This is a genomic window from Nocardia sp. BMG51109 (assembly GCF_000526215.1).
Lineage (GTDB): Bacteria > Actinomycetota > Actinomycetes > Mycobacteriales > Mycobacteriaceae > Nocardia.
In genome coordinates this window covers 2,232,165-2,255,044 of the sequence record NZ_JAFQ01000004.1, presented here as the reverse complement: position 1 = coordinate 2,255,044, position 22,880 = coordinate 2,232,165, and the positions used below count along the sequence as shown (strand labels likewise).

The window sequence follows — 22,880 nt, the reverse complement described above, 5'->3', positions numbered from 1 at the left end:
CGACGCACCGGGCGGAGGGGTGGCGTGGTGATCTCGGGCTCGCACGGGTACGGTTTGATGTCGGTCGCCTGTGCCACACTGCACGGCGGAGCGGCCGATCCAGAACAACCCGTTCCAGAACACCCCTGAATGAGCCGGCGATGAGCCGAACGGATCACGACCGATCGAGACTGGGAGAGGACATACCGGGCGATGGAGCTTGCAAGCATGAAGTTTCGGGTCGCTCGCGAGGATTTCGCGGAATCCGTCGCCTGGGTGGCTCGCAGCCTGCCGTCGCGCCCGCCGGTTCCGGTGCTCGGCGGCGTTCTCCTGGTTGCCGACGAGGACGGGCTGACCGTTTCGGGTTTCGACTACGAAGTCTCCGCGCAGATGCGGGTCGCCGCCGAGGTGGCGGGCCCCGGGCAGGTGCTGGTCTCCGGCAGGCTGCTGGCCGATATCACCAAGGCCCTGTCCAACAAGCCGGTGGACGTCTCCGTCGACGGCACCCGCGTGCTGATCGCCTGCGGCAGTGCGAAGTTCTCGCTGCCGACCATGCCGGTCGAGGATTACCCCCAGCTGCCCGAGCTGCCGCCGCAGACCGGTGAACTGGCCGTCGATGTGTTCTCCGAGGCCGTCGGCCAGGTGGCGGTCGCTGCGGGCCGGGACGACACGCTGCCGATGCTGACCGGCATCCGCGTCGAGATCGAGGGGCCGAAGGTCGTCCTCGCCGCCACCGACCGGTTCCGGCTCGCGGTCCGGCACCTGGAGTGGCAGCCCGGCAGCCCGGACGTGGAAACGGCCGTCCTGGTCCCGGCCCGGACACTCTCGGAGGCCGCCAAGACCCTGGGCTCCTCCGCCTCCTCGGTGCAGCTGGCCTTCGGCACCGGCACGGACGGCCTGCTCGGCATCGTCAACGGAGGCCGCCGCACCACCACCCGGCTGCTCGACGCGGAATTCCCCAAGTTCCGCCAGTTGCTCCCCAAGGAACACACCTCGATCGCCACCCTCCAGGTCAGTGCGCTGATCGATGCCATCAAGCGCGTTGCCCTGGTGGCCGAGCGCGGCGCGCAGGTGCGGTTGGAGTTCTCCGATCAGGGGTTGCAGCTCTCGGCCGGCGGCGACGACGCGGGCCGCGCCGAGGAATGGCTGGAGGCCGAGTTCCGGGGCGAGGCGCTGACCATCGCCTTCAACCCGGGGTACCTCAACGACGGTCTCTCGGCACTGCATTCCGACCGCGTGACCTTCGGATTCACCACCCCCAGCCGTCCGGCCGTGCTGTGCCCGACCGGTGAGGAGGAGCCCGAGGTGCTCGAATCCGGAGCGTTCGCCCCGCTTGCCGGCAACTTCACCTACCTGTTGATGCCGGTTCGGCTGCCGGGCTGAGGCCGCCGGGTGTCCCGGTAGCTCGCCCGCACCGAGCGTGCGGCGGGCTCCGGCTTCCCGCCGGAGCCGGGCTGTGAACATTGTTGATAACTCTGTGTAGAACTCTCGGCGCGGGGACGGTACGTACCCCGAGCCGAGGTTGTGCACAGCGTTGACCGCGGGGACGGTGAACTGAGCGATGCACGTCAGAGCGTTGAGTCTGCGTGATTTTCGCTCGTGGGAGCAGGCCGAAGTCGAACTGCCCGTCGGGCGGACCGTATTCCTCGGCTCGAACGGAAACGGCAAGACCAACCTGGTCGAGGCGCTCGGTTATCTCGCGACCCTCGGGTCGCATCGCGTGGCGACGGACGCGCCCCTGATCCGCCTGGGCGCGACGCGGTCCCGGATCGGTGCGACCGTGGTGAACTCCGGGCGGGAACTGCGCATCGATATCGAATTGAACCAGGGCTCGGCGAATCGTGCCCAGATCAACCGCTCGCCGGTGCGGCGACCGCGGGAGATCCTGGGAATTCTGCAGACGGTCCTGTTCGCTCCGGAGGATCTGGCGCTGGTCCGTGGTGATCCGTCGGAGCGGCGCCGCTTTCTCGACGAGTTGTGCACAGCGCGGTTACCCCGCCTCGCCGGGGTTCGGTCCGATTACGACCGGGTGCTGCGGCAGCGCTCGGCGCTGCTGAAAACCGCGGGGCGGCAGTCTCGGTCGCGCTCGGGTACGCCCGCCGAGCTCGGCACGCTGGATGTGTGGGACGGCCACCTCGCCACGCACGGTTCGCAACTGCTGGCGCAGCGGCTGCGGCTGGTGCACGAGCTGCATCCCTACCTGGAGCAGGCGTACGGCTCGATCGCCCCGGAATCGCGGCCCGCGGCGATCCGCTACCGCAGCTCCTACCTGCCACCGGAGTTCCTGGAACTCGGCAGGGCGCCGCAGCCCGATGACGCCGAGGCGCTGGAGTCGACCATGGTGCGCGAGCTGGCCGCCGCCCGCAACAAGGAACTGGAACGCGGAGTCTGTCTGGTCGGACCGCACCGCGACGACCTGGAGCTGATGCTCGGTTCGGCGCCGGCGAAGGGTTTCGCCAGTCACGGCGAATCGTGGTCGTATGCGCTTGCGCTGCGGTTGGCGGCCTTCGAACTGCTGCGCAGCGTCGGCACCGATCCGGTGCTGTTGCTCGACGACGTATTCGCCGAACTGGACCGCCGCCGCCGGTCCGCCCTGGCCTCGGTGGCCGCCACCGCGGAGCAGGTCCTGATCACCGCGGCCGTCGCCGACGACGTCCCGGCCGAACTCGAGGCCGCCCCGGTACGGATCGAGACCACGGGGGAGGCCGATCAGCGCACGTCCCGGATCGATGACCCGGCCGGCGAATCCGCCGCACCGCCGATCGATTCGACCGCGGAGCGGTGAGAAAACGCCCCGCCGCGACTATGTCACGTGACACCCGCTGCGGCACGCCGGAAGTCGGGTGCCGAGCCGCTAGCCTGTCCTGCAATGCCCGGCGTGTGCCGAACCGGCCGCGGCGGGAAATCGACTGTCGGTGGAAGGAGCGACGGTGACGGATGAGCCCGAGTACGGCGACGGGACCGGTCCCGCCCAGCCCGCACCCGCCGAACCCGGTTCCGAACCGCGCGGCATCGACCTGGCCCGCCGTGCCCTGGAGGAGGCCCGTGCCGCGGCCAGGGCCAGTGGCAAGGCCGTCGGCCAGGGCCGGGCCTCCCCGCGCAAGGGCGGTGTGCGCGCCTTGCGCAGGCGTTCCGGGTGGTCCGGCGCCCGCCCCGACGAGCGCGATCCACAGCGACTGTCCAACCTGGCCGGCGCCCTGGCCAAGAGCCGTGGCTGGTCGGGCAAGGTCGCCGAGGGCATGGTGTTCGGCCGGTGGGCGAGCGTGGTCGGGGAGGATGTCGCGGCACATGCGAATCCGGTGTCGCTGACCGACGGCGTACTGAGCATCCAGGCGGAATCCACCGCCTGGGCAACGCAACTGCGCATGTTGCAGTCCCAGATCCTGGCGAAGATCAACGCCGCGGTGGGGCAGGGCGTGGTCACCTCGCTGAAGATCAGCGGCCCGGCAGCTCCGAGTTGGCGCAAGGGTGAGCGGCACATCCGAGGGCGCGGCCCGCGCGACACCTACGGCTGACGTTTCACGTGGAACCTGCTCGGCGCCTGTGGAATACGCATGCCGTAAGCTCGTATCCAGCGCGGACAGGTTTCCCCGGCGCGGCCCGGCCGGAATCCGTAGCGGGGGTGATCGCCGGGATCGCTCAACCCTCCCGCTAACTTCCCGGCCTCATCTCGACGAGCCGCTGTGACCCGCTGAAGCGCCGAGACCTACAACCGGACCCGGCAGCGACCGATTTCACGCACTCACGACGCTCTCAGGGGTGTCATAGATGCATCCTGGGGCGGGTGTGCCAGTAGGATGGGGGAGTAACTAGCGGCGATACCGTCGGCGCGTTCCGGGCAAGCCCGCGCGAGGACCCGTAATTCTCGAGCAGTTCGTGATCTCGAGCAGATGTCGATCGGGGAACCACACGCGTGCTGCCCGACGCTGTGCCGAAGGATCAGCAAGTAAGGAGAGCTACCGAGCAGTGGCTGCCAAAGACTCCAAAGCGACCGGCTCGACGCAGAGCCATCAGGACTACGGTGCCTCCAACATCACGGTCCTGGAAGGCCTCGAAGCCGTCCGCAAGCGCCCGGGTATGTACATCGGCTCCACCGGTGAGCGCGGTCTGCACCACCTGATCCAGGAGGTTGTGGACAACTCCGTCGACGAGGCGATGGCCGGGTACGCCTCGCGGATCGATGTCACGCTGCTCGCCGACGGCGGCGTCGAGGTGAAGGACGACGGCCGCGGCATCCCCGTCGAGATGCACAAGCAGGGCATCCCGACCGTGGAGGTCGTCATGACCCAGCTGCATGCCGGCGGCAAGTTCGACTCCGACGCCTATGCCGTGTCCGGTGGTCTGCACGGCGTCGGTATTTCGGTGGTCAACGCGCTGTCCACCCGGGTCGAGTTGGAGATCGACCGGGACGGCTACCACTGGACGCAGGACTACAAGGACGCCAAACCGGGCAAGCTGACCAAGGGCGATCCGACCAAGAAGACCGGCAACACCACTCGCTTCTGGGCCGATCCCGAGATCTTCGAGACCACCACCTACAACTTCGAGACCGTGGCGCGGCGGCTGCAGGAGATGGCGTTCCTGAACAAGGGCCTCCACATCACCTTCACCGATGAGCGGGTCACCGAATCCGACGTCACCGAGGAAGTGGTCAGCGATACGGCCGAGGCTCCCAAGCAGTCCGAGGCCGCGCCGGTCGAGCACAAGGTCAAGTCGCGCACGTACCACTACCCCGGCGGCCTGATGGACTTCGTCAAGCACATCAACCGGTCCAAGCAGCCGATCCACAACACGGTCGTGGGCTTCACCGCCAAGGGCACCGGGCACGAGCTCGAGGTGGCCATGCAGTGGAACTCGGGATATTCCGAATCCGTGCACACCTTCGCCAACACCATCAACACGCACGAGGGCGGCACCCACGAGGAGGGCTTCCGCGCCGCGCTGACCTCGGTGGTGAACAAGTACGCCAAGGACAAGAAGCTCATCAAGGAGAAGGACGGCAACCTCACCGGCGACGATATCCGGGAGGGCCTGACCGCCATCGTGAGCGTGAAGGTCGGCGATCCGCAGTTCGAGGGCCAGACCAAGACCAAGCTGGGCAATACCGAGGTGAAGTCGTTCGTGCAGCGCGCCTGCAACGAGCATCTGGCGCACTGGCTGGAGGCCAATCCGGCCGATGCGAAGACCATCGTGCAGAAGGCGGTGTCCTCGGCGCAGGCCCGGGTCGCGGCGCGCAAGGCGCGGGAGCTGGTGCGGCGCAAGAGTGCGACGGATCTGGGCGGCCTGCCCGGCAAGCTGGCCGACTGCCGGTCCAAGGATCCGCGGCTGTCGGAGATATACATCGTCGAGGGTGACTCCGCCGGCGGCTCGGCCAAGTCCGGGCGCGATTCGATGTATCAGGCGATCCTGCCGATCCGCGGCAAGATCATCAACGTCGAGAAGTCGCGGATCGACAAGGTACTCAAGAACAACGAGGTCCAGTCGATCATCACGGCGTTCGGCACCGGCATCCACGACGAGTTCGACATCACGAAGCTGCGCTACCACAAGATCATCTTGATGGCGGACGCCGACGTCGACGGCCAGCACATCACGACGCTGTTGCTGACGCTGCTGTTCCGGTTCATGCGCCCGCTGGTCGAACAGGGGCACGTGTATCTGTCCTGCCCGCCGCTGTACAAGCTGAAGTGGCAGCGCGGCGCACCGGAGTACGCCTACTCCGACCGCGAGCGCGACGCGATGATGGAACGCGGCCTGTCGTCCGGCAAGAAGATCAACAAGGACGACGGCGTGCAGCGCTACAAGGGTCTCGGCGAGATGAACCCGAAGGAGCTGTGGGAGACCACCATGAACCCGGAGACCCGGTTGCTCCGCCTGGTGACGCTGGACGACGCGGCCGCGGCCGACGAGCTGTTCAGCGTCCTGATGGGCGAAGACGTCGAGGCCCGGCGCAGCTTCATCACGCGCAATGCCAAGGACGTCCGCTTCCTCGACCTGTGATCCGGTGTGCCGCCCGGACGACCCGTCCGGCGCCGCCCAACTCGTGCAGACTTCCCAGATGACAACCCGGCCCGGGGTTATCCGAGAGCACCATCCGGATTTCCTTCGCGGGTAAGGAGACTCGATGACCGAGACCACACTGCCCCCCGAGGGGGGCGACCGGATCGAACCGGTCGATATCCAGCAGGAGATGCAGAACAGCTACATCGATTACGCGATGAGCGTGATCGTGGGGCGTGCGCTGCCCGAGGTGCGCGACGGCCTGAAGCCGGTGCACCGCCGCATCCTGTACGCGATGCACGACAACGGGTACCGGCCCGATCGCGGATACGTGAAGTCGGCCCGCCCGGTCGCCGAGACCATGGGTAACTATCACCCGCACGGCGACGTGCCGATCTACGACACCCTGGTGCGCATGGCGCAGCCGTGGTCGATGCGTTATCCACTGGTCGATCCACAGGGCAACTTCGGTTCGCGCGGCAACGACGGCCCGGCGGCCATGCGCTACACCGAATGCCGGCTCACGCCGCTGGCCATGGAGATGCTGCGGGAGATCGACGAGGAGACCGTCGATTTCGTGGCGAACTACGACGGCCGCTCGCAGGAGCCCGTCGTTCTCCCCAGCCGTGTCCCCAACCTGTTGATCAATGGTTCAGGTGGCATCGCGGTCGGTATGGCCACCAATGTGCCGCCGCACAACCTGCGCGAGGTCGCCGACGCGATCTACTGGGCGCTGGAGAACCACGACGCCGACGAGGAGACCACCCTCGCCGCCTGCATGGAGGCGATCAAGGGCCCGGACTTCCCGACGCACGGCCTGATCGTCGGCGGTCAGGGCATCCAGGATGCGTACAAGACCGGTCGCGGCTCGATCCGCATGCGCGGTGTGGTCGAGATCGAGGAGGACAACCGCGGCCGCACCACGATCGTCATCACCGAGCTGCCGTACCAGGTCAACACCGACAACTTCGTCAACTCGATCGCCGAGCAGGTGAAGGACGGCAAGATCGCGGGCATCGCGGATGTCCACGACGAATCCTCCGACCGCGCCGGCCTGCGGATCGTGGTCACGGTCAAGCGCGACGCCGTCGCCAAGGTCGTGCTGAACAATCTGTACAAGCACACCCAGCTGCAGACCAGTTTCGGCGCCAACATGCTCGCCATCGTCGACGGCGTGCCGCGCACCATGCGGCTGGATCAGCTGATCCGGCTCTACGTCCACCATCAGTTGGACGTCATCGTCCGGCGCACCCGCTACCGCCTGCGCAAGGCCGAGGAGCGCGCCCACATCCTGCGCGGTCTGGTCAAGGCGCTGGACGCGCTCGACGAGGTCATCGCCCTGATCCGGCGCTCGGCCGATACCGAGACCGCGCGCACCGGGTTGATGGACCTGCTCGAGATCGACGAGATCCAGGCGACGGCGATCCTGGACATGCAGCTGCGCCGGCTGTCGGCCCTGGAACGTCAGAAGATCGTCGACGAACTGGCGAAGATCGAACTCGAGATCGCCGATCTGAAGGACATCCTGGAGAAGCCGGAGCGGCAGCGCGCGATCGTCCGCGACGAGCTGAAGGAGATCGTCGACAAGCACGGCGACGACCGGCGCACCAAGATCGTGGCGGCCGACGGCGACGTCGCCGACGAGGACCTGATAGCACGCGAGGACGTGGTCGTCACCATCACCCAGACCGGTTACGCCAAGCGCACCCGGACCGACCTCTACCGCAGCCAGAAGCGCGGCGGCAAGGGCGTGATGGGCGCCGGGCTCAAGCAGGACGACCTGGTCAAGCACTTCTTTGTGAGTTCGACGCACGATTGGCTGCTGTTCTTCACCAACCTGGGCCGGGTCTACCGGGCCAAGGCCTACGAGCTGCCCGAGGCCAACCGCACCGCGCGCGGCCAGCACGTGGCCAACCTGCTGGCGTTCCAGCCCGAGGAGAAGATCGCCCAGGTCATCCAGATCAAGTCCTATGAGGACGCGCCGTATCTGGTGCTGGCCACCAAGAACGGCCTGGTGAAGAAGTCGCGGCTGACCGATTTCGACTCCAACCGCTCGGGCGGCATCGTCGCGGTCAACCTGCGCGGAACCGACGAATTGGTCGGCGCCGCACTGTGTTCCGGCGACGACGACCTGCTGCTGGTGTCCGCGCACGGCCAGTCGATCCGCTTCGCCGCCGACGACGAGGTGCTGCGCCCGATGGGCCGCGCCACCTCCGGCGTCCAGGGCATGCGGTTCAATACCGACGACTGGCTGCTCTCGCTGAACGTGGTCCGCAACGACACCTACCTGCTCGTGGCGACCTCCGGCGGCTACGCCAAGCGCACCGCGATAGAGGAGTACACGGCACAGGGCCGCGGGGGTAAAGGCGTATTGACTATCCAATACGACCCCAAACGTGGCACGCTGGTGGGCGCGCTCATCGTCGACGACGAGGACGAGATCTACGCGATCACCTCGAGCGGTGGCGTCATCCGGACAGCGTCCAATCAGGTACGCAAGGCCGGACGGCAGACCAAGGGCGTGCGATTGATGAACCTCGGCGAGGGCGATACCTTGCTTGCTATCGCACGTAACGCCGATGAGCCCGACCAGGTTTCCGACGAAGAGGAAGCCACCGGTGGCGATAAGCAGTAGGTTCGGGTAGCAGTAGTTTCTTTACAGGCAGCGGCGGCACGAAGGATCTGAGGAATCCCAATTGACCACTCCGAATCAGCCGAACGACGAGCGGCATCACGCCAACGGCGTGACCGAGCGAATCGCGCCGTCCCCGATTCCGCCGCGGCCCATTCCGCGGCCGGGGTCGGGTGACAGCGGTTCGGGCGGCCACTCCGAGATGCCCCCGAACAGCAGGGTGAGACGGCGAACCAGCAGGGACCGGCCGACAACGAGACGGCGCGGTTCGAGGAGGGATGGTCGCAGCTGCCGCAGCGGGAGCCCCAGTCGAATCTGAACCGTCCCGGGCAGCCGCCGGTGGCGGGGCGTCCGCCCTCGGCGCCGGTCGGTCTCGGCGGTGGCGTCACCAACGCCCGCACCACCGCGGACCTGGCGGCCAAGGCGGCCCGCAAGGAGGCGGCGATGGTGAAGTCCGTCGGTATCGACGGGCCCACGCGCAGCATCTCCCGGCCGGAACTGGTCAAGGACATGCCGGATCTGTCCGAACTGCGGCATCCACTACCGCATGCCGAACAGCCCGCGCCCGGCCAGCCGCCCACGGGCGTCTCGCCGGCCGTGCCGGCTGCCGTGGCCGCGGCCGCGGGCGGTGCGCCGTTGCGCGCGACCGTGCAGGTGCGCCACGTCGACCCGTGGTCGACGCTCAAGGTCTCGCTGGTGATCAGCGTGTCGATGTTCTTCGTGTGGATGCTGGCGGTCGGCTTCCTGTACATCGTGCTGTCCGGCATGGGTGTGTGGGACCGGCTGAACAGCAGCTTCACCGACATCATGTCCAACGGCAGCAGCTCGTCGTCGTCCTTGATCGACGCCGGCTCGGTATTCGGGTACGCGGCGGTGATCGGCCTGATCAACGTCGTTCTCCTGACCGCGCTGTCGACCGTCGGTGTATTCATCTACAACCAGTGCACCGACCTGGTGGGCGGCGTCCAGGTCACCCTGGCCGACCCGGACTAGTAGCTCGATCGACCGGCTACAGCCTTGCCACCAGCGGTTTTGGTTGTAGCCGGTCGAGTCCGGTAATCTCTGCACTCGGCTCGGGGATCACGGTCCGAGAGTCATATGGGTCTATAGCTCAGGCGGTTAGAGCGCTTCGCTGATAACGAAGAGGTCGGAGGTTCAAGTCCTCCTAGACCCACACCATACGAACAGCCCCGGCCGATCATTTCGGTCAGGGGCTGTCGTCATTCCGGGAGCTTCCCGGTCGATTTCGCCGATGTAGGCAGCGAGAAGGCAGCATCACTCCGGATTCCGTGCTCGGCCCGGCGATCAGCTCACGGTGATCGGCCAGCGGCGGTGGTTGTCGTCGATGACGAACATATGGGTGTGGCGGTAGCGGCCGGCTCCGACGGGGTGGGCGTCGTGGACGTGGGCCGGGTCGATCTCGTCGCCGTGGTGGGTGTGTTCGAGGGCATCGGGGTCGGGGCGGGGCCAGCAGCGGGCGGCGGTGGCGGCGCCGATCGCGGCCAGGGCCGCCAGCACCAGCCAGGCGGTGGTGAAATTCGTTGTGGTGGCGAGCCATCCGGCGATCGGGTAGGCGATGAGCCAGCACAGGTGCGACAGCGAGAACTGGGCGGCGAAGAGCGCGGGACGGTCCGGAGGGCGCGACGATCGCCGCAGCACACGCCCCGCGGGAGTCAGGATCAATCCGGCGCCGGCGCCGATCACCGCCCAGACCGTCAGCGCGATCGGCCATCGCCACCCGCTGTCCCCGGCCGACGACAGGGCGATCGCGGATATCAGGCCCGTGCCCGATACGGTCGCGCCGAGCGTCATGATCGGCCGTTCTCCGGTCCGGTCGAGGATCCGGGGCAGTGCCAGGGCGGCGGCCATGGTGCCGAACCCGTTGGCGGCCAACACGACAGCCACCTCCGCCTGCGAGCCGCCGAGGGCATCGCGGACGAAGTTGACGGTGTTGACCATGACCACCGAACCGACCGCGGCCACAACCAGATTCAGGCCCATCAGCCCGCGTAGCCGGGGCGTGGCGGCGAAGATCCGCATGCCGGCCGCCGTCCGGTCGCACACCCCGGTCAGCGGACTGCGGATGGCGTCGGGGATGCGGGTGGTGACCACCAGGGCCGCGGAGGCGACGAAGCCGATCGCTGTACCGGTGAACAACCAGTGAAAGCTGATCACGCTCAACAGCATTGCCGCGAGCATCGGGCTGAGCAGGGTCTCCATCGTCGAGGCCAGTTGTGCGGCCGACAACGCCCGGGTGTAGTCGCCCTCGGCGGGCAGGATGTCGGGCAGCACCGCCTGGAAGGTCGGGGTGAACGCCGCCGAGGCCGACTGCAGCACCGCGATCAGCAGGTAGATCTGCCACACCTGATCCACGAACGGCAAGGCCAGGACGACGAGGGCCCGCGCCAGATCGAGTGTCACCAGCAACAATCGCCGCGGCACCCGGCCGGCGTAGCCCGCCGCCACCGGCGCCACCGTCACATAGGTGACCATCTTGATCGTCAGCGCCGCACCCAGGACGGCCCCCGCCCCGGTGCCGGCCAGTTCATAGGCCAGCAGCCCCAGCGCCACGGTGGTCAGGCCGGTACCGAACAGCGCCGACAGCTGTGCGGTGAACAGATGCCGATAATCGCGATGGCCGAACAGCTCCCACACCGCCGCGTCCACCTCCTGCCCGTGCCGTACTGGCTCGCTGTGGCCGGGCCCGGTGATTACCTTACTATCTACGTATGAACGCAGATAGCGGGAAACCGAGAACCCGGATCGACGAGGACCAGGTGCGTCTGGTGGTCGAGGTGTTCCGCATGCTGGCCGACACCACCCGTATCCAGGTGTTGTGGGCGCTCGCCGACGCGGAGCTGTCGGTGAACGAACTCGCCGAGCACATCGGCAAGCCCGCGCCGTCGGTATCGCAGCATCTGGCGAAGCTGCGGATGGTGCGGTTGGTGCAGACCCGTCGCGCCGGTACGACGATCTACTACCGGCTCGAGAACGAACACATCCGCCAGCTGGTCACCGACGCGGTGCACAATGCCGAACACGCCGGCCCCGGCGTGCCGCAGCACCATCGCGCCGACGCCGATGTCCGGCCGATCGCCGAAGGCCGACGGGCCGAACAGCAGTAGAGCCTCCGATTCACGGTCGTCGTCGCCGATGTACACGGCGACGGTGTTCTCCAGTCCGCTTGCACCGAGCTATATTTCGCCGTCACCCGGGGCTCCGCCGTCCCGCTGGGCGAACATCACCCGCTCCCACCAGGACTTCAACGGGCTCGGCTCCGGCCATTCAACGGCTTCGGGACGGGCGGGGTGGTACAGCGGGATCTTTATTTCCTGCATGAAACACCTCTCGATCTCGGCGTGGTGCGCGTCTGCCGATCGGCGACCAGGCCGTTTGCAACAGGACGGGTCGCGCCTGTCAGCTTACGATCGCAGTACCCGGACATCCGGAATCTCAGTCGGACGACGGACGTAAGGTCGGCCACACTGTCGGCGGATACACGGAGTTCAGGCGGTCGAGTCGGCACCGGATCGATCGGTAGCCGGGCCGTGGTTGGCATCCGCATCGGCGGGTATGCGGCGAACATGGAACTCGTCGCAATCATCGCCTTGGCGGTCCTGGTCGGTGTGGTGGTCGCACGCCGGAAACTGTCCGGTAAGCCGACGGATCCACCGACACCGACCGGTAATCCCTGACGGAGGGAGGGGCCATGTCCGCTATGGATCCCGACCCCGCGAGGACGCCCGACCTGGAGACAGGTGGCGGCGTGCCGCCGGGCTCGACACCGCCGGAAACACCGCAAACCGCCGGCCTTTCCGCACCCGAACCGCGCACTCGTCGACGGTTTCCGATCACCGGCGTCGGTGCGATCGTCGTGATCGTCGTGCTGGTCGTTGTCTTCCTCGCCGTGGCCGTCATCGTGTTCTGAAACGACGGTGCCGATCTGCCGACCCCGATACGGTCAGATCCACAATGGATCGCCATAAACGACGCCCATGTCGTCGAGTTCGTCGGTGTGCAGCTGCATGACCGCGTACTGGCGGACGACCGCGGGGCCGATGCATCCGTTGATCACCAGGTGGACGTCGCGGAGGTTGACGCGGGCCGGGACTCCCTTTACTGCATCCTTTTTGATTAGTGGTACGTCCTTCACGCTGCCCGGCGCTACGTTCACCGAAACGGTCGGTCCGAGATCGGTCTGGCCAAATTGCGACGGATTGATGTATGCGGTGGGCGATTCTCCCACGCTGGCGCCGGACAGTTCGACGGCACACCCGACGTGGTAACCGACCATCAGCGTTCCCCCGCTGGCGCTGTCAGAGCGGGTATACGCGGATTCGGAGATGAATACTTCACGGACCGCGCCGGATGCGTTCAGCGGCGGTACCTTGTCGATCAGCTCGTCCTGATGACCGAGAACGAATGTCGGTCCGTCCGGTGAGGTGAAGGTCTTCTCGTGCGGTGCCATCGGCACCACCTCCGCCGATACGGGCGCGGCGCACATCACCGTGGTTCCGATAGTTGCAGCCGATGCCGCGCATGACAGAACGAATTTAGCGAGACGAAATGGCATGCGCGCAATCGTAGCGGGACGTGTCTTGATTTCGGATAATCAACGATTTCGGCGGTGTCGGATCGAATTCCGGAAAGCTCAGCCGGCCGGGACGTCCGCGGCCATGGCGGCGCCGGTGAGTTCGACCGACCGTACGCGGTCGGCGATCCGGGTGGCCTGGTGGGTGAGGATCAGCTCGTCGGCCCCGATGGAGTCGGCGAAATCGTCCAGGTACGAACGGACTTCGGCGGGCGTGCCGACGGCGGTGTACTTCGTCATGGTGGTGAGTGGGCGGCCGTTCGGGGAGGCCAGGAACGCGTCGATCTCGGCGTCGGTAAGCACGGTGTCCGCCGCGCCGCGCTTGATCATCATCCGTGCGCGGTTGCGGTACGCCGTCGCCTTCTGGTCCGCCGCCTCGTCGTGGTCGTCCGCGGCGAACACGTTGACCCCGGCCATCACGTACGGTTCCGGCAGCTGGTGGGACGGCTGGAAGGTGTCGCGGTAGGCGGTGACGGCCTGATGCAGCGCGTCCGGGGCGAAGTGCGACGCGAAGGCGTACGGGAGTCCCAGGTGCGCGGCGAGCTGGGCGCCGAACAGCGACGAGCCCAGAATGTAGAGCGGCACCTCGGAGTCGGGTCGCGGGACCGCCTGCACGCCGGGGACTCTCGACCGCCCGGCCAGGTACCCCTGCAACTCCAGCACGTCCTGCGGGAAGGAGTCGGCCGAGGACGGGTCGCGCCGCAGCGCGAGCATCGTCTTCTGATCGCTGCCGGGCGCCCGGCCCAGCCCGAGGTCGATCCGGCCCGGATACATGGTTTCGAGGGTGCCGAACTGTTCGGCGATCACCAGCGGCGAGTGATTGGGCAGCATGATGCCGCCGGCGCCGAGCCGGATCGTCTCGGTATGTGCCGCAACGTATCCGATCAGCACGCTGGTGGCGCTCGACGCGATCTGCTCCATGCTGTGGTGCTCGGCGTACCAGACGCGGCGGTATCCGCTGCGCTCGGCGGCGCGGGCGAGGGTGACGCTGTTGTCGAAGCTGTCGCGGGCGGTGTCGCCGGGCGAGATCGTCGCCAGGTCGAGGACGGACAGGGCGGTGGGCATGGCGTCGCTGCCTTTCGAGTAGTGGTCGGAGGGCCCGATATCGGGAGGCTCGGTGTCGGGAGGCTCGGCATGAGAGGAGCCGGTGTCAGAGGGCACGGTGGAGTTGTTCGGTGAAGGCGCGGATGCGGGCGTCGTCGCGGCGGTAGTAGGTCCACTGCCCGCGCCGGGTGGCGCGCAGGAATCCGGCGCGCTGCAGGACCGCCAGATGCGCCGAGATCGTCGAGGCCGAGGTCCCCGCCCTCTGCTGGATGAGCCCGACGCAGACGCCGAACTCCGCGGCGTCCCCGGCCCGCCCCGGGAAATTCGCTTCCGGGTCCTTGAGCCATTCCAGGATGTGCAGCCGAGTCTCGTTCGCCAGCGCCTTGCACTCGTCGAGCATCACCACCGCCGTTCGTTATTTCGCTTATAAACGAAATTACGCCGCGGTCCGGCGCTCGGCATCATGACGCTGCTCACCGGGTTCGCCCGACGGCACCGACCTGGGAATACCGCGCGTATCGGGACCGGGCCCACGGGCATGTGCCACGATGGCGGAGGGTTCCGGGGGCAGCGTCGTGTCGTGCGGCGCGCATGCGGATCGAGCGCGAGTGGGGAGAAACACGGCAATGGACAGACCGGGGGACAAGGTCCCCAATTTCCCGGGTGCAGGCCGTGTCTATCGGTTGATCGGCGCGCTGTATCAGCGCCCGCGGTACAGCGACTGGCCGCGCAAACTGACCGGCGATCTGCGGTGGGGCGGTGCGTATTCCAAGGACGGGCGGTCGGAACTGCGCGGCCTGCCCATGGTCTATCTCGTTACGCCCGAGAATGATTCGGCGACCGAGGGCGACAACGACCTGAGTGCCCTGGTGACCGGAAACATCGCGGGCTTCTTGAAGGGTGCGACGCCCGCCGATGCGCGCCCACCGTATGCGCACGTGCGGAGCCGGGCCGAGCGATCGAGTACCGACGGTGACAAGCAGTCGGGCACAGGAGGTTTCGAGGGGGTGCCCTGGGACGAACCGCGACGTGGCGAGTTCTCCTATGCCGACGTCGAGGCCGTTCGAAACCTGCTGTGGGAGGCGCGCAACAAACTCGTCAGCGACGACAAACGCGGTCGGCGGCTACAGTTTCCGCTGTTCTCGCTGGTGTATCTGCTGATGCGCAGCGGCCCCGGCGAAGACGAGCCGGATCGTGATCGCTGGTACCGGCGCCTGTTTCGGCAGTACGGCGTCATGCGGCACATCGAGAGCGCGGTGCGGACCGCGGACCGGGACATCGCCCTCGAACAGACCCGGTGGCGGGCCCCGCTGTGGCTGATGTACGTCGTGACGCTCGGAATCTTCCGCTTGGCGCTGACCGGCCGAATTCCGTTGCTGTCCGGCCGATACCGGTGGTTCATGCGGCAACCACACCTGGCGCCGGACCTGTCGGGAACGTTCGTGCGGTTCGCCGACCGGCTCGGGCGCTGGCGGGGCGAGGACCCGGAATATGTTGCCCGCCTGCTGGTGAACGCCTTTCTCGAGGACCTGCGGCGCGGCTACCGATTGCCGTGGTGGAACATCACCCGCACCCGCCGGATGACCTATCCGGTGCTGCTGCTCGACGACGCGGCCCTGGTCGGCGGGGGAGACCGCCTGCTCTGGCTGGTGAACGAGATCCGGAACCAGACCGGACTGTTCGACCCGCTGTTGATCGTCGGTGTCGGCCGGCACCGGCACCTCGGTCCCAGCCGCCGCAGCTCCGATCCGGCGGCGCCCACGGCGGCCGTGTCCGCATCGTCCGCTTATACGGAGTGGCGGAACGAGCTGTCGGTGAATCGGCGCAAACGCAAGCCGATCACCTGGTACCTGCCGATCTCCCTCCCCGCGCCCGGCTCGGCGACCGGGAGTTCCGACGACGGCCCGGACGGATTCAGCGGCTTCGATCTCCAAACCGACGACGAGAGAAAGGCTGTGCGGCCACCACTGGTCTACAACCGCGCGGTCCGCATCTCCGGCGTCGTGATCCTGTGCGCCGGGCTGGCCACCATTCCGGTCGGGTACCACCGCGACCACTGCTGGAGTTTCACGTCGTCGGTGCACCGGGTCGGGGCCGAGTGCATCGGCATCAGCGACGGGTCGCACAGTCTGTTCGAGCCGTCGGATCCGCACATCCGCAGCGTCGAAAACACCATTGCCGCACAGAACGAAGCGGCCGAACGGCTGCACGAGGACTTCCCGAAACGGCCCTACATCACCATCGCCTACCCGCAGGCGCTCACCTCGTCCGACGGCACTGCCGATTCGCTCACGGCCGAGCGCGAGGGGCTGGAAGGCGTTGCGGCCGCACAACAACGGCAGTTGACGAGCAGGCAGGGGGACGACGCTCCGATCGTGCGCGTGCTGATCGCGAACGGCGGGAAGGGCATGCTGCAGGCGGCGACGGTGGCCCGGCAACTCGGCGAACTGGCCGACCGGGACGAGCGCCTGGTCGGTGTGGTCGGGCTGGACCTGAGCACGCGGGCGACCGCGGACATGATCGAGGTCCTCAGCAATGCCGGCCTGCCGATGGTCGCCTCGACCCTGTCGCAGGAGAGCCTGGGCACCGGGCGCCCCATGTATTTCCAGGTGGCTCCGACCAACAAGACCGAGGCCCAGGTCGTGGCGGCCTTCGCGGACGATCATGCGAAAGGGTCCTCGGGTGCCCGTAAGGTACGGATCTACTATTCCGACGACTCGGCCGATACCTACAGTTCGGACCTGCGCGACAACGCGCGAATCGAGTTCTCGGCCAAGGGCTTCGACGCCGACCCGCGGTCGTTCACACCGGGCCGGGCTGCTGACGCCGGGCGGAGCACCTGTGGATACGACGGATACGTGTTCTTCGCCGGGCGCGGGCTGCCCGATTACGGCGACTTTCTGGACGCGGCCGGCGCGTGCTCGAGCAAGGCCGTGTTCATCGGTGACGACGATGTCAGCCGGTACGTGGCCGCCGCGCCGAAACGCCAGGCCAACCGGACGCTGAACTTCTACTACGCCTCGTTCGCCGTCGCTCCGCCGATCACGGAGCGTAACGGTGAGGAGCTGAACTTCTATCAGACGCTCGAGGAGCTGTTCCCGTTCGAGCGGAACCCGGAACACGGCCGATCACTCGACGGGCACGCGGCGCTGGCCTACGACGCCGCGCAGGTTCTGATCCGGGCGACGAGCTACCTGCACACCGGCCCGGTCAGCCATCCGACGACGCCGGGCACCGTCTGGCGCGAGATCACCGACATCCACCGATACCCCACGGAGCAACGCCAGATCGACGGTGTCAGCGGCACCATCGACTACGGCGGCGAGATCACCCGGCAGGTACCGAAAGATAAGCCGGTCGCCATCCTGCAGGTCGTCCACGGGGATGTGAACACCGACATCATCGGATTCTGCGGGACCGCGGAGGGACATACGCCCTCCGCGTGGTGCCCGCCGAAAGAGGGCGACCGGTCACCGGGATGACGACCGGCCCAGCGAAACGTCCGGTGGTGGGCGCCGACCGTACGGGCCGACCCCCACCTGTGCGTCGGACAACAGTTCGGCCACGCTGACCGATAGGCGCTCGGCGGTCTTGCGAATGCCCACGGCGACGGTGCGCGCGGGCGTTCCGGCGTTGCTGCGCAGCCGGATCGGGGCGACGGTCATACCCTCGATGGCGATATGGCAGGTGAATTCGCGGTCGTCGGCCGCCGGATCCGGGTGCGGCCGGCCGATCGTCACGTGCACGGGTTTGCCGCCCACGGCGAGGTGTCTGGTGGCCAGGACCGAACCGTCTCCGGAAGTCATAGCGCAACACTATGGCCATCGCCCGGATGTGCCACGGTTCCGACGGCGTGGCGACACGCGCGCACCGCGATCGGCGTACCCGCGGACGGTCACCTCGGATCCGGCGGCGTGGCCTGCGTAAGATATCGCGTGCCCGTGGGGAAGACCGGTGTGAGTCCGGGGCTGTCCCGCAACTGTGAGGCTCGTCATGAGCCGAAGCCAGATACCTGCGGGCACAACTACGGAACGGTCACGATCACGTGGAAATGGTCGATGCGCCGAGTGAGCCGCCGGCTTGTTTGTGCATGTCTTCTCGCGTGGGGTGCCGGACGCGATGGGAGTCGGACATGCGGAGTGTCGTGCCGCCGGGAATGAGCCGCCGCGGTTTCCTGCTGGGCGGTGCCGCCGCCGCGGGAGCGTTGGCCGTGGGCTGTGGGCAGGGGGCGGGTGACACCGAGACGTTCACCGCCGCCTTTCAGGGATCCGGTGCCGGAGAGGGCATCGATCCCGGTGTGAACACGCTGTTCATCGACGAGGCACGGATGAAGGCGGTCTACGACGGACTGTTCGAGATCGACGGGGCGATGCGGCCGACTCCCCGGCTGGCCGCCTCGGCCGAGCCGAACGCCGACGGCACGAGGTGGCGGATCGCGCTGCGCGACGCGCAATGGCACGACGGGAAGAAGTTCACCTCCCGGGACGTGCTCTACACGGTGGCCCGGGTGCTCGGTCCGCCGCAGCGGCGACCTTTCATCGCCGCCAGCACACTCGACCAGGTCGATCTCGGGCAGTGCCGGGCCGTCGACGACCTGACCGTCGAGATCGCCCTGCGGCAGCCGTCTTTCGAATTCCCGGCGGCGCTGTCGGCCTACGGGACGAAGATCATCCAGGACGGTGCCACCGACCTGACCCGTCCGGTCGGCACCGGGCCGTTCGTCTTCGAATCGTTCGAGCCGGGAAAGCAGTTCGTCGCCACGGCGAACGACCGCTACTGGGACGGGGCGCCCTCGGTGCGGCGGCTCGAGATCATCAGCGCGGAATCGGACGCCCGGCTGGCGGCCGTGCAGAGCGGCCAGATCGACTTCGCGGACAACCTCACGCCGGCCTCGGCCCGGACATTGCGTGGCCGGAGCGGTGTTTCGCTCGAGTCGACGCCGAACAGCGGCATCTACTTCTTCGCCATGAAGACCGATCGGCCGCCGTTCGACAATCCGGACGTGCGGCGTGCGGTGATGCGGATGATGGATCGCGCGGAGCTGGTGAAGGTGGGGCTGGCGGGGGAGGGCGAGGTCTCCAACGACGTGTTCGGCAAGGGCTATCAGTACTACGCCGACCTGCCGCAACACGGGTACGACCCCGACGAGGTGGGGCGGCTGCTGAGCCGGGCCGGCGTCCGCGACCTGTCGTTCGACCTGTTCACCGCCCCGGTCGCCTACGGATTCGTGGAGGTGGCAAGGCTTTTCGCCGACCAGGCGGCACGCTGCGGGGTCCGGGTGAACGTGGTGCTCGGCTCGAAGGACAGCTACTACGCCGACGCGCTGAACACCGGCCAGCTCACGATGGGTCAGTCCGGGCCGCTGTCGATCCCCAACCATTTCGCCTCCCGGCTGCTCACCGGATCGCCGCAGAACCGCACGAAGTGGTCCGATCCGGAGTTCGACCGGCTGTATGCCCGCGCGCAGGCCACCCCGACGGAGGAGGGGCGCACGGCGATCTACCGCACGATGCACGAAATACTGTATGACAGAGGAGGATTCGTGTTCTTCGGCACCACGAACTGGCTGAGCGCCGCGCGCGACACCGTCCGCAACGCCCCTGCGGCGGTGCCCAATTCGCACGACTGGGCACGGTTCGACAAGGTGGCCGCCCGATGACCGGCACCCTGGACGCCGACCGGGCGCGGTACTGGCTGGACCGCTGGGATCGCCAGCAGGAGCACTACATGCCCGATCGCGAACAGCGGTTCGAGGTGATCGGCGACATCCTGGCGGAGCAGCTCGATCGGCCCGATCCGTTGATCGTCGACCTGGGCGTCGGGCCGGGCACTCTGTCGGAGCGGCTGCTGCGCCGGTTCCCCGCGGTGAGCATCGTCGGGGTGGACGCGGATCCGCTGCTGCTGGCGCTGGCCGATCGAGTGCTCGGATCGCCGCGCTTCCGAACGGTTTTCGCCGATCTGCGCGCCGCGGACTGGTTCGGCGAACTGGGCCTCGAGCGGGCACCGGACGCGTTCGTGAGCACGACGGCGCTGCACTGGATGAACCGCGAGCCGCTGCGCGCGATGATCGAGACCTGCGCGCGTGCGCTGGCGCCGGGTGGGGTGTTCGTCAACGGCGACCACCTCTACGAGGGCGAGGCCAGTCCCCGGCTCGACGGCCTGGGGCGGGCGATCACCGCGCGCCGGGCGCACCGGACGGGCGCGGCGGACGCCGAGGACTGGGCGGCATGGTGGGCGGCGGTCGAGCAGGCGCCCGAACTCGCCGAACTGGTCCGGCTGCGAAACGGCGGGTTCGAGCACAAGGTGCACGACCGCCCCACCGCGCACGACTACGTCGCGTTCGCGCGCGCGGCGGGGTTCGCCGAGGCCGGATTCGTCTGGCAGTACGGCGACGACCGCATCGTGGTCGGGATCCGGTAGCCGATCGTGGCCGCGCCGTCGTTCGGCCGGTTCGTGCTGCGCCGGACCGGAATCGGTGTCGGGCAACTGCTCGTGCTGCTCGTGCTGGTGTTCGTGCTGTCGCTGCTGCTGCCCGGCGACGCCGCCGACGTGCAGAACAACAACGTGCTCGGCGCGGATCAGCGTGCCGAGGCCCGGCAGCTGCTGGGGCTGGACGTGGCTCCGGTGCGGCGGTTCCTGGATTGGCTCGCCCGCGCGGTGACCGGGGATTTCGGCGTCTCCTACGCCAGTGGCGAGCGGGTCGGCGCCCTGATCCTGCAGCCGTTCCTGACCACCGGACTGATGGCGGTGCTGGCGCTGGCGCTGTTGCTGCCGATCGCGGTCGCGGCCGGTTTCGCCGCCGGATTGCGGCCGGGCTCGCTGCGCGATCGCGTAATCACCTCGGTCAGTATCGGATTCGACTCGGTGCCGGATTTCGTGCTGGCGGTGCTGCTGGTCACCTATCTGGCGGTGAATCTGCGGCTGCTGCCGGCGACATTTCTCGGCACCGATCAGGACACACTGCTCGCGCGGCCCGAATATCTGGTCCTGCCGCTGATCGTGATGGTCGCCCGGGTCGCGGCCCCGCTCGTGCGGCAGGTGCGGGCCGGGGTCGTCGACGTGCTGGACCAGCCCTATATCGCGCAGGCCCGGCGGCTCGGCGTCGGCCGCGGATCGCTGTTGCTGCGGCACGTCGCGCCCAATGCGCTCGGGCCGGCGTTGCAGGAGCTCGGGCGGACCGGGGACGGGCTGCTGTCCGGGGTACTCATCGTCGAGGCCGTATTCGTGCTGCCCGGTATCGCGTCGGAGCTGATCGGGGCGATCGGCAACCGCGACGATCCGGTGATCCTCGCGATCGTCTCGATCACCGGTGTCGTCGCCGTCGTGGTCAACCTGCTGATCGATCTCGTCGGCCGGCGGCTGGTTCCCCGCTCCGCGGAAGGCATGCCGCGATGACCCGGCGGCGGTGGATATATCTCACGCTGGTGGCGGTGCCGCTGCTGTTCGCGGTCGCCGGACCGTTCGTCGCGGGCTCGGCGCCGGCGCAGCGGCAGGCGCCGTTCGAGTCGTCGCAGTGGTCGCCGTTCGGCACCGACCGCCTCGGCCGGGACGTGCTCGCCGCGGCGCTGACGGGCGGCCGCACTTTTCTCCTGGTCGCCGCGCTGACCGTGCTCGGCGCCTACGTCGTGGGGTTCCTGATCGGTGTGGCGGCCGCCGCGGCGCCGCGGGCGTGGCTCGACGAGTTGCTGATGCGGCCGATCGATGTGCTGCTGTGCCTGCCGTCGCTGCTGATCATCATGGTGGCCGCGCTGCGCACGCGCGGGTCGGCGGTGGCGATCGCCTGCGCGGTCGGTATCGCGCTGGTGGCGCCGATCGCCCGTTTCGTGCGGATGGCGGCCCGGTCGGTCGTGCACGGCCCGGTGATGGACGCCCTGCGGATGCAGGGCGAGAGCCGGGCCTACCGGTACGGGAACTACGCCGCGCGCGAGATGATCCGCCCGATCGCCGCCGACCTCGGCGTGCGCTTCACGACGGCGGTCTACTTCCTCGCCTCCGCCAACTTCCTGGGCCTCGGCTTCGACACCACGTCCACGGACTGGGCGGTCTCGGTGGCCGCCAACAAGGACGCGCTGACCATCGCGCCATGGTCGGTCGCGCTGCCGGCGGGCCTGATCGTGCTGCTGGTCGTCGGGATCAACCTACTGTGCGACGACCTTCTCGCCGACCCACGCACCATCGCCACCCGCACGGCCCGAGCAAGCGAGTCCCCGTGACCGACAATCCCCCGAAAACCGATGCCCCGAATATCAATTCGGCCGACGGTGCCGCGCACAAGAAATCGCCCGAACACGGTCCCGCGAACCGCGTGGCCGCGAACGACATTCGGGCGAAGTCCCGTGCCGCGGACAGCAGTCCGGCCGGCGGTTCTGCCCACGGCAGTCCGGCGCACGACGGTGCCGCGAACAGCGATCCGACGCACGGCAGCGCCGCGGACGGGCATCCGGTGGTCGAGAGTGCCTCGAACGGAGGTGCTGAAGAGAGTGGCCTGTCGCACAGCAGTGCCGCACACGGCAGTCCGGCGCTCGGCACTGCCGCACAAGGGAATTTCGTGGATGGTCGTGTTGCGAATAGCAGCGTGCCGGACGACGATCCGGTGAGGCCCGCTACCTCGGACGACAGTGCCCCGAAGCCTCG

At 67.9% G+C, this 22,880-nt stretch carries 19 protein-coding genes, 1 tRNA gene and 1 riboswitch; of the genes, 14 read left to right on the top strand and 6 right to left on the bottom strand.

The genetic code is table 11. From position 1 onward, the window contains the following. Positions 1-192: 192 nt before the first annotated feature. The 7 genes from dnaN to D892_RS0111640 all read left to right on the top strand — a co-directional run bounded on the left by dnaN (position 193) and on the right by D892_RS0111640 (position 9,785). Positions 193-1,362 carry a DNA polymerase III subunit beta gene (dnaN, locus tag D892_RS0111670; protein ID WP_024801409.1) on the top strand — a complete coding sequence of 390 codons (1,170 nt, stop codon included), beginning with the start codon at positions 193-195 and terminating at the stop codon, positions 1,360-1,362. Positions 1,363-1,540: 178 nt separating this feature from the next. After that, positions 1,541-2,764 (top strand): DNA replication/repair protein RecF, encoded by a 1,224-nt coding sequence (gene recF / locus D892_RS0111665; protein ID WP_024801408.1) that lies wholly within the window; start codon positions 1,541-1,543, stop codon positions 2,762-2,764. 145 nt (positions 2,765-2,909) lie between these two features. Then, the gene (locus D892_RS0111660; protein WP_024801407.1) at positions 2,910-3,494 is read left to right on the top strand and encodes a DUF721 family protein; all 585 of its coding nucleotides are present in this window, start codon (positions 2,910-2,912) and stop codon (positions 3,492-3,494) included. Positions 3,495-3,945: 451 nt separating this feature from the next. After that, positions 3,946-5,979 carry a DNA topoisomerase (ATP-hydrolyzing) subunit B gene (gene gyrB / locus D892_RS0111655; RefSeq protein WP_024801406.1) on the top strand — a complete coding sequence of 678 codons (2,034 nt, stop codon included), beginning with the start codon at positions 3,946-3,948 and terminating at the stop codon, positions 5,977-5,979. 124 nt (positions 5,980-6,103) lie between these two features. After that, complete coding sequence (gene gyrA, locus D892_RS0111650) at positions 6,104-8,614, top strand: DNA gyrase subunit A (RefSeq protein ID WP_024801405.1); 2,511 nt, start codon at positions 6,104-6,106, stop codon at positions 8,612-8,614. Between the two features lie 336 nt (positions 8,615-8,950). Further along, positions 8,951-9,604 (top strand): DUF3566 domain-containing protein, encoded by a 654-nt coding sequence (locus tag D892_RS46570; RefSeq protein WP_024801404.1) that lies wholly within the window; start codon positions 8,951-8,953, stop codon positions 9,602-9,604. A gap of 107 nt (positions 9,605-9,711) precedes the next feature. Next, a tRNA-Ile gene (locus tag D892_RS0111640) sits at positions 9,712-9,785 on the top strand. 131 nt (positions 9,786-9,916) lie between these two features. Here D892_RS0111640 and D892_RS0111635 read toward each other — a convergent pair. Beyond that, positions 9,917-11,278 carry an MFS transporter gene (locus D892_RS0111635; RefSeq protein WP_024801403.1) on the bottom strand — a complete coding sequence of 454 codons (1,362 nt, stop codon included), beginning with the start codon at positions 11,276-11,278 and terminating at the stop codon, positions 9,917-9,919. Between the two features lie 62 nt (positions 11,279-11,340). On the opposite strand from D892_RS0111635, the gene D892_RS0111630 reads away from it, so the two are divergent. Then, a complete protein-coding gene (locus D892_RS0111630; RefSeq protein ID WP_024801402.1) occupies positions 11,341-11,736 on the top strand; it encodes a metalloregulator ArsR/SmtB family transcription factor in 396 nt (131 codons plus the stop codon). A 69-nt stretch (positions 11,737-11,805) separates the two neighbouring features. Here the strand turns inward: D892_RS0111630 and D892_RS46565 are convergent, their stop codons facing one another. After that, positions 11,806-11,949, bottom strand: coding sequence for a hypothetical protein (locus D892_RS46565; RefSeq protein WP_156959470.1), 144 nt, complete (start codon positions 11,947-11,949; stop codon positions 11,806-11,808). Positions 11,950-12,320: 371 nt separating this feature from the next. Between D892_RS46565 and D892_RS0111620 the strand changes: the two genes are divergently transcribed. Then, on the top strand, positions 12,321-12,539 hold the full coding sequence (locus D892_RS0111620) for a DUF6480 family protein (protein WP_024801401.1): 219 nt from the start codon (positions 12,321-12,323) through the stop codon (positions 12,537-12,539). 33 nt (positions 12,540-12,572) lie between these two features. Here D892_RS0111620 and D892_RS43620 read toward each other — a convergent pair whose 3' ends face one another. The 3 genes from D892_RS43620 to D892_RS0111605 all read right to left on the bottom strand — a co-directional run bounded on the left by D892_RS43620 (position 12,573) and on the right by D892_RS0111605 (position 14,646). After that, complete coding sequence (locus D892_RS43620; RefSeq protein WP_084161033.1) at positions 12,573-13,184, bottom strand: MspA family porin; 612 nt, start codon at positions 13,182-13,184, stop codon at positions 12,573-12,575. A gap of 78 nt (positions 13,185-13,262) precedes the next feature. Beyond that, a complete protein-coding gene (locus D892_RS0111610; RefSeq protein WP_024801399.1) occupies positions 13,263-14,267 on the bottom strand; it encodes an LLM class flavin-dependent oxidoreductase in 1,005 nt (334 codons plus the stop codon). Between the two features lie 85 nt (positions 14,268-14,352). After that, entirely contained in the window at positions 14,353-14,646 is a 294-nt protein-coding gene (locus tag D892_RS0111605; RefSeq protein WP_051499613.1) for a helix-turn-helix transcriptional regulator, read from the bottom strand. 226 nt (positions 14,647-14,872) lie between these two features. Between D892_RS0111605 and D892_RS0111600 the strand changes: the two genes are divergently transcribed. After that, on the top strand, positions 14,873-17,728 hold the full coding sequence (locus D892_RS0111600; RefSeq protein WP_024801397.1) for a hypothetical protein: 2,856 nt from the start codon (positions 14,873-14,875) through the stop codon (positions 17,726-17,728). Here the strand turns inward: D892_RS0111600 and D892_RS0111595 are convergent. Beyond that, positions 17,717-18,052 carry a hypothetical protein gene (locus D892_RS0111595; protein ID WP_024801396.1) on the bottom strand — a complete coding sequence of 112 codons (336 nt, stop codon included), beginning with the start codon at positions 18,050-18,052 and terminating at the stop codon, positions 17,717-17,719. The two genes, D892_RS0111600 and D892_RS0111595, sit on opposite strands and share 12 nt — an antisense overlap. A gap of 116 nt (positions 18,053-18,168) precedes the next feature. After that, a riboswitch (cobalamin riboswitch) is annotated at positions 18,169-18,281 on the top strand. A gap of 97 nt (positions 18,282-18,378) precedes the next feature. Here D892_RS0111595 and D892_RS0111590 point away from each other — a divergent pair. Genes D892_RS0111590 through D892_RS0111575 form a run of 4 tightly spaced genes read left to right on the top strand, consistent with a single transcriptional unit; the run spans position 18,379 to position 22,459 of the window. Continuing rightward, a complete protein-coding gene (locus tag D892_RS0111590; RefSeq protein ID WP_024801395.1) occupies positions 18,379-19,905 on the top strand; it encodes an ABC transporter substrate-binding protein in 1,527 nt (508 codons plus the stop codon). After that, positions 19,902-20,666, top strand: a complete 765-nt coding sequence (locus D892_RS0111585; protein ID WP_036566939.1) for a trans-aconitate 2-methyltransferase — start codon at positions 19,902-19,904, stop codon at positions 20,664-20,666. Before D892_RS0111590 ends, D892_RS0111585 begins: the two co-directional genes overlap by 4 nt. A 6-nt stretch (positions 20,667-20,672) precedes the next feature. Continuing rightward, the gene (locus D892_RS0111580) at positions 20,673-21,641 is read left to right on the top strand and encodes an ABC transporter permease (protein WP_024801393.1); all 969 of its coding nucleotides are present in this window, start codon (positions 20,673-20,675) and stop codon (positions 21,639-21,641) included. Next, complete coding sequence (locus D892_RS0111575; protein ID WP_024801392.1) at positions 21,638-22,459, top strand: ABC transporter permease; 822 nt, start codon at positions 21,638-21,640, stop codon at positions 22,457-22,459. Before D892_RS0111580 ends, D892_RS0111575 begins: the two co-directional genes overlap by 4 nt. Positions 22,460-22,880 lie beyond the last annotated feature (421 nt).

Coding starts and splice junctions, on each gene's coding strand:
- D892_RS0111630 (WP_024801402.1), top strand. CDS start 11,341: ATGAACGCAGATAGCGGGAAACCGAGAACCCGGATCGACGAGGACCAG.
- D892_RS0111620 (WP_024801401.1), top strand. CDS start 12,321: ATGTCCGCTATGGATCCCGACCCCGCGAGGACGCCCGACCTGGAGACA.
- gyrA (WP_024801405.1), top strand. CDS start 6,104: ATGACCGAGACCACACTGCCCCCCGAGGGGGGCGACCGGATCGAACCG.
- D892_RS0111610 (WP_024801399.1), bottom strand. CDS start 14,267: ATGCCCACCGCCCTGTCCGTCCTCGACCTGGCGACGATCTCGCCCGGC.
- recF (WP_024801408.1), top strand. CDS start 1,541: ATGCACGTCAGAGCGTTGAGTCTGCGTGATTTTCGCTCGTGGGAGCAG.
- D892_RS0111595 (WP_024801396.1), bottom strand. CDS start 18,052: ATGACTTCCGGAGACGGTTCGGTCCTGGCCACCAGACACCTCGCCGTG.
- dnaN (WP_024801409.1), top strand. CDS start 193: ATGGAGCTTGCAAGCATGAAGTTTCGGGTCGCTCGCGAGGATTTCGCG.
- D892_RS0111575 (WP_024801392.1), top strand. CDS start 21,638: ATGACCCGGCGGCGGTGGATATATCTCACGCTGGTGGCGGTGCCGCTG.
- D892_RS0111605 (WP_051499613.1), bottom strand. CDS start 14,646: ATGCTCGACGAGTGCAAGGCGCTGGCGAACGAGACTCGGCTGCACATC.
- D892_RS43620 (WP_084161033.1), bottom strand. CDS start 13,184: ATGCCATTTCGTCTCGCTAAATTCGTTCTGTCATGCGCGGCATCGGCT.
- D892_RS0111600 (WP_024801397.1), top strand. CDS start 14,873: ATGGACAGACCGGGGGACAAGGTCCCCAATTTCCCGGGTGCAGGCCGT.
- D892_RS46565 (WP_156959470.1), bottom strand. CDS start 11,949: ATGCAGGAAATAAAGATCCCGCTGTACCACCCCGCCCGTCCCGAAGCC.
- D892_RS0111585 (WP_036566939.1), top strand. CDS start 19,902: ATGACCGGCACCCTGGACGCCGACCGGGCGCGGTACTGGCTGGACCGC.
- D892_RS0111590 (WP_024801395.1), top strand. CDS start 18,379: ATGCGGAGTGTCGTGCCGCCGGGAATGAGCCGCCGCGGTTTCCTGCTG.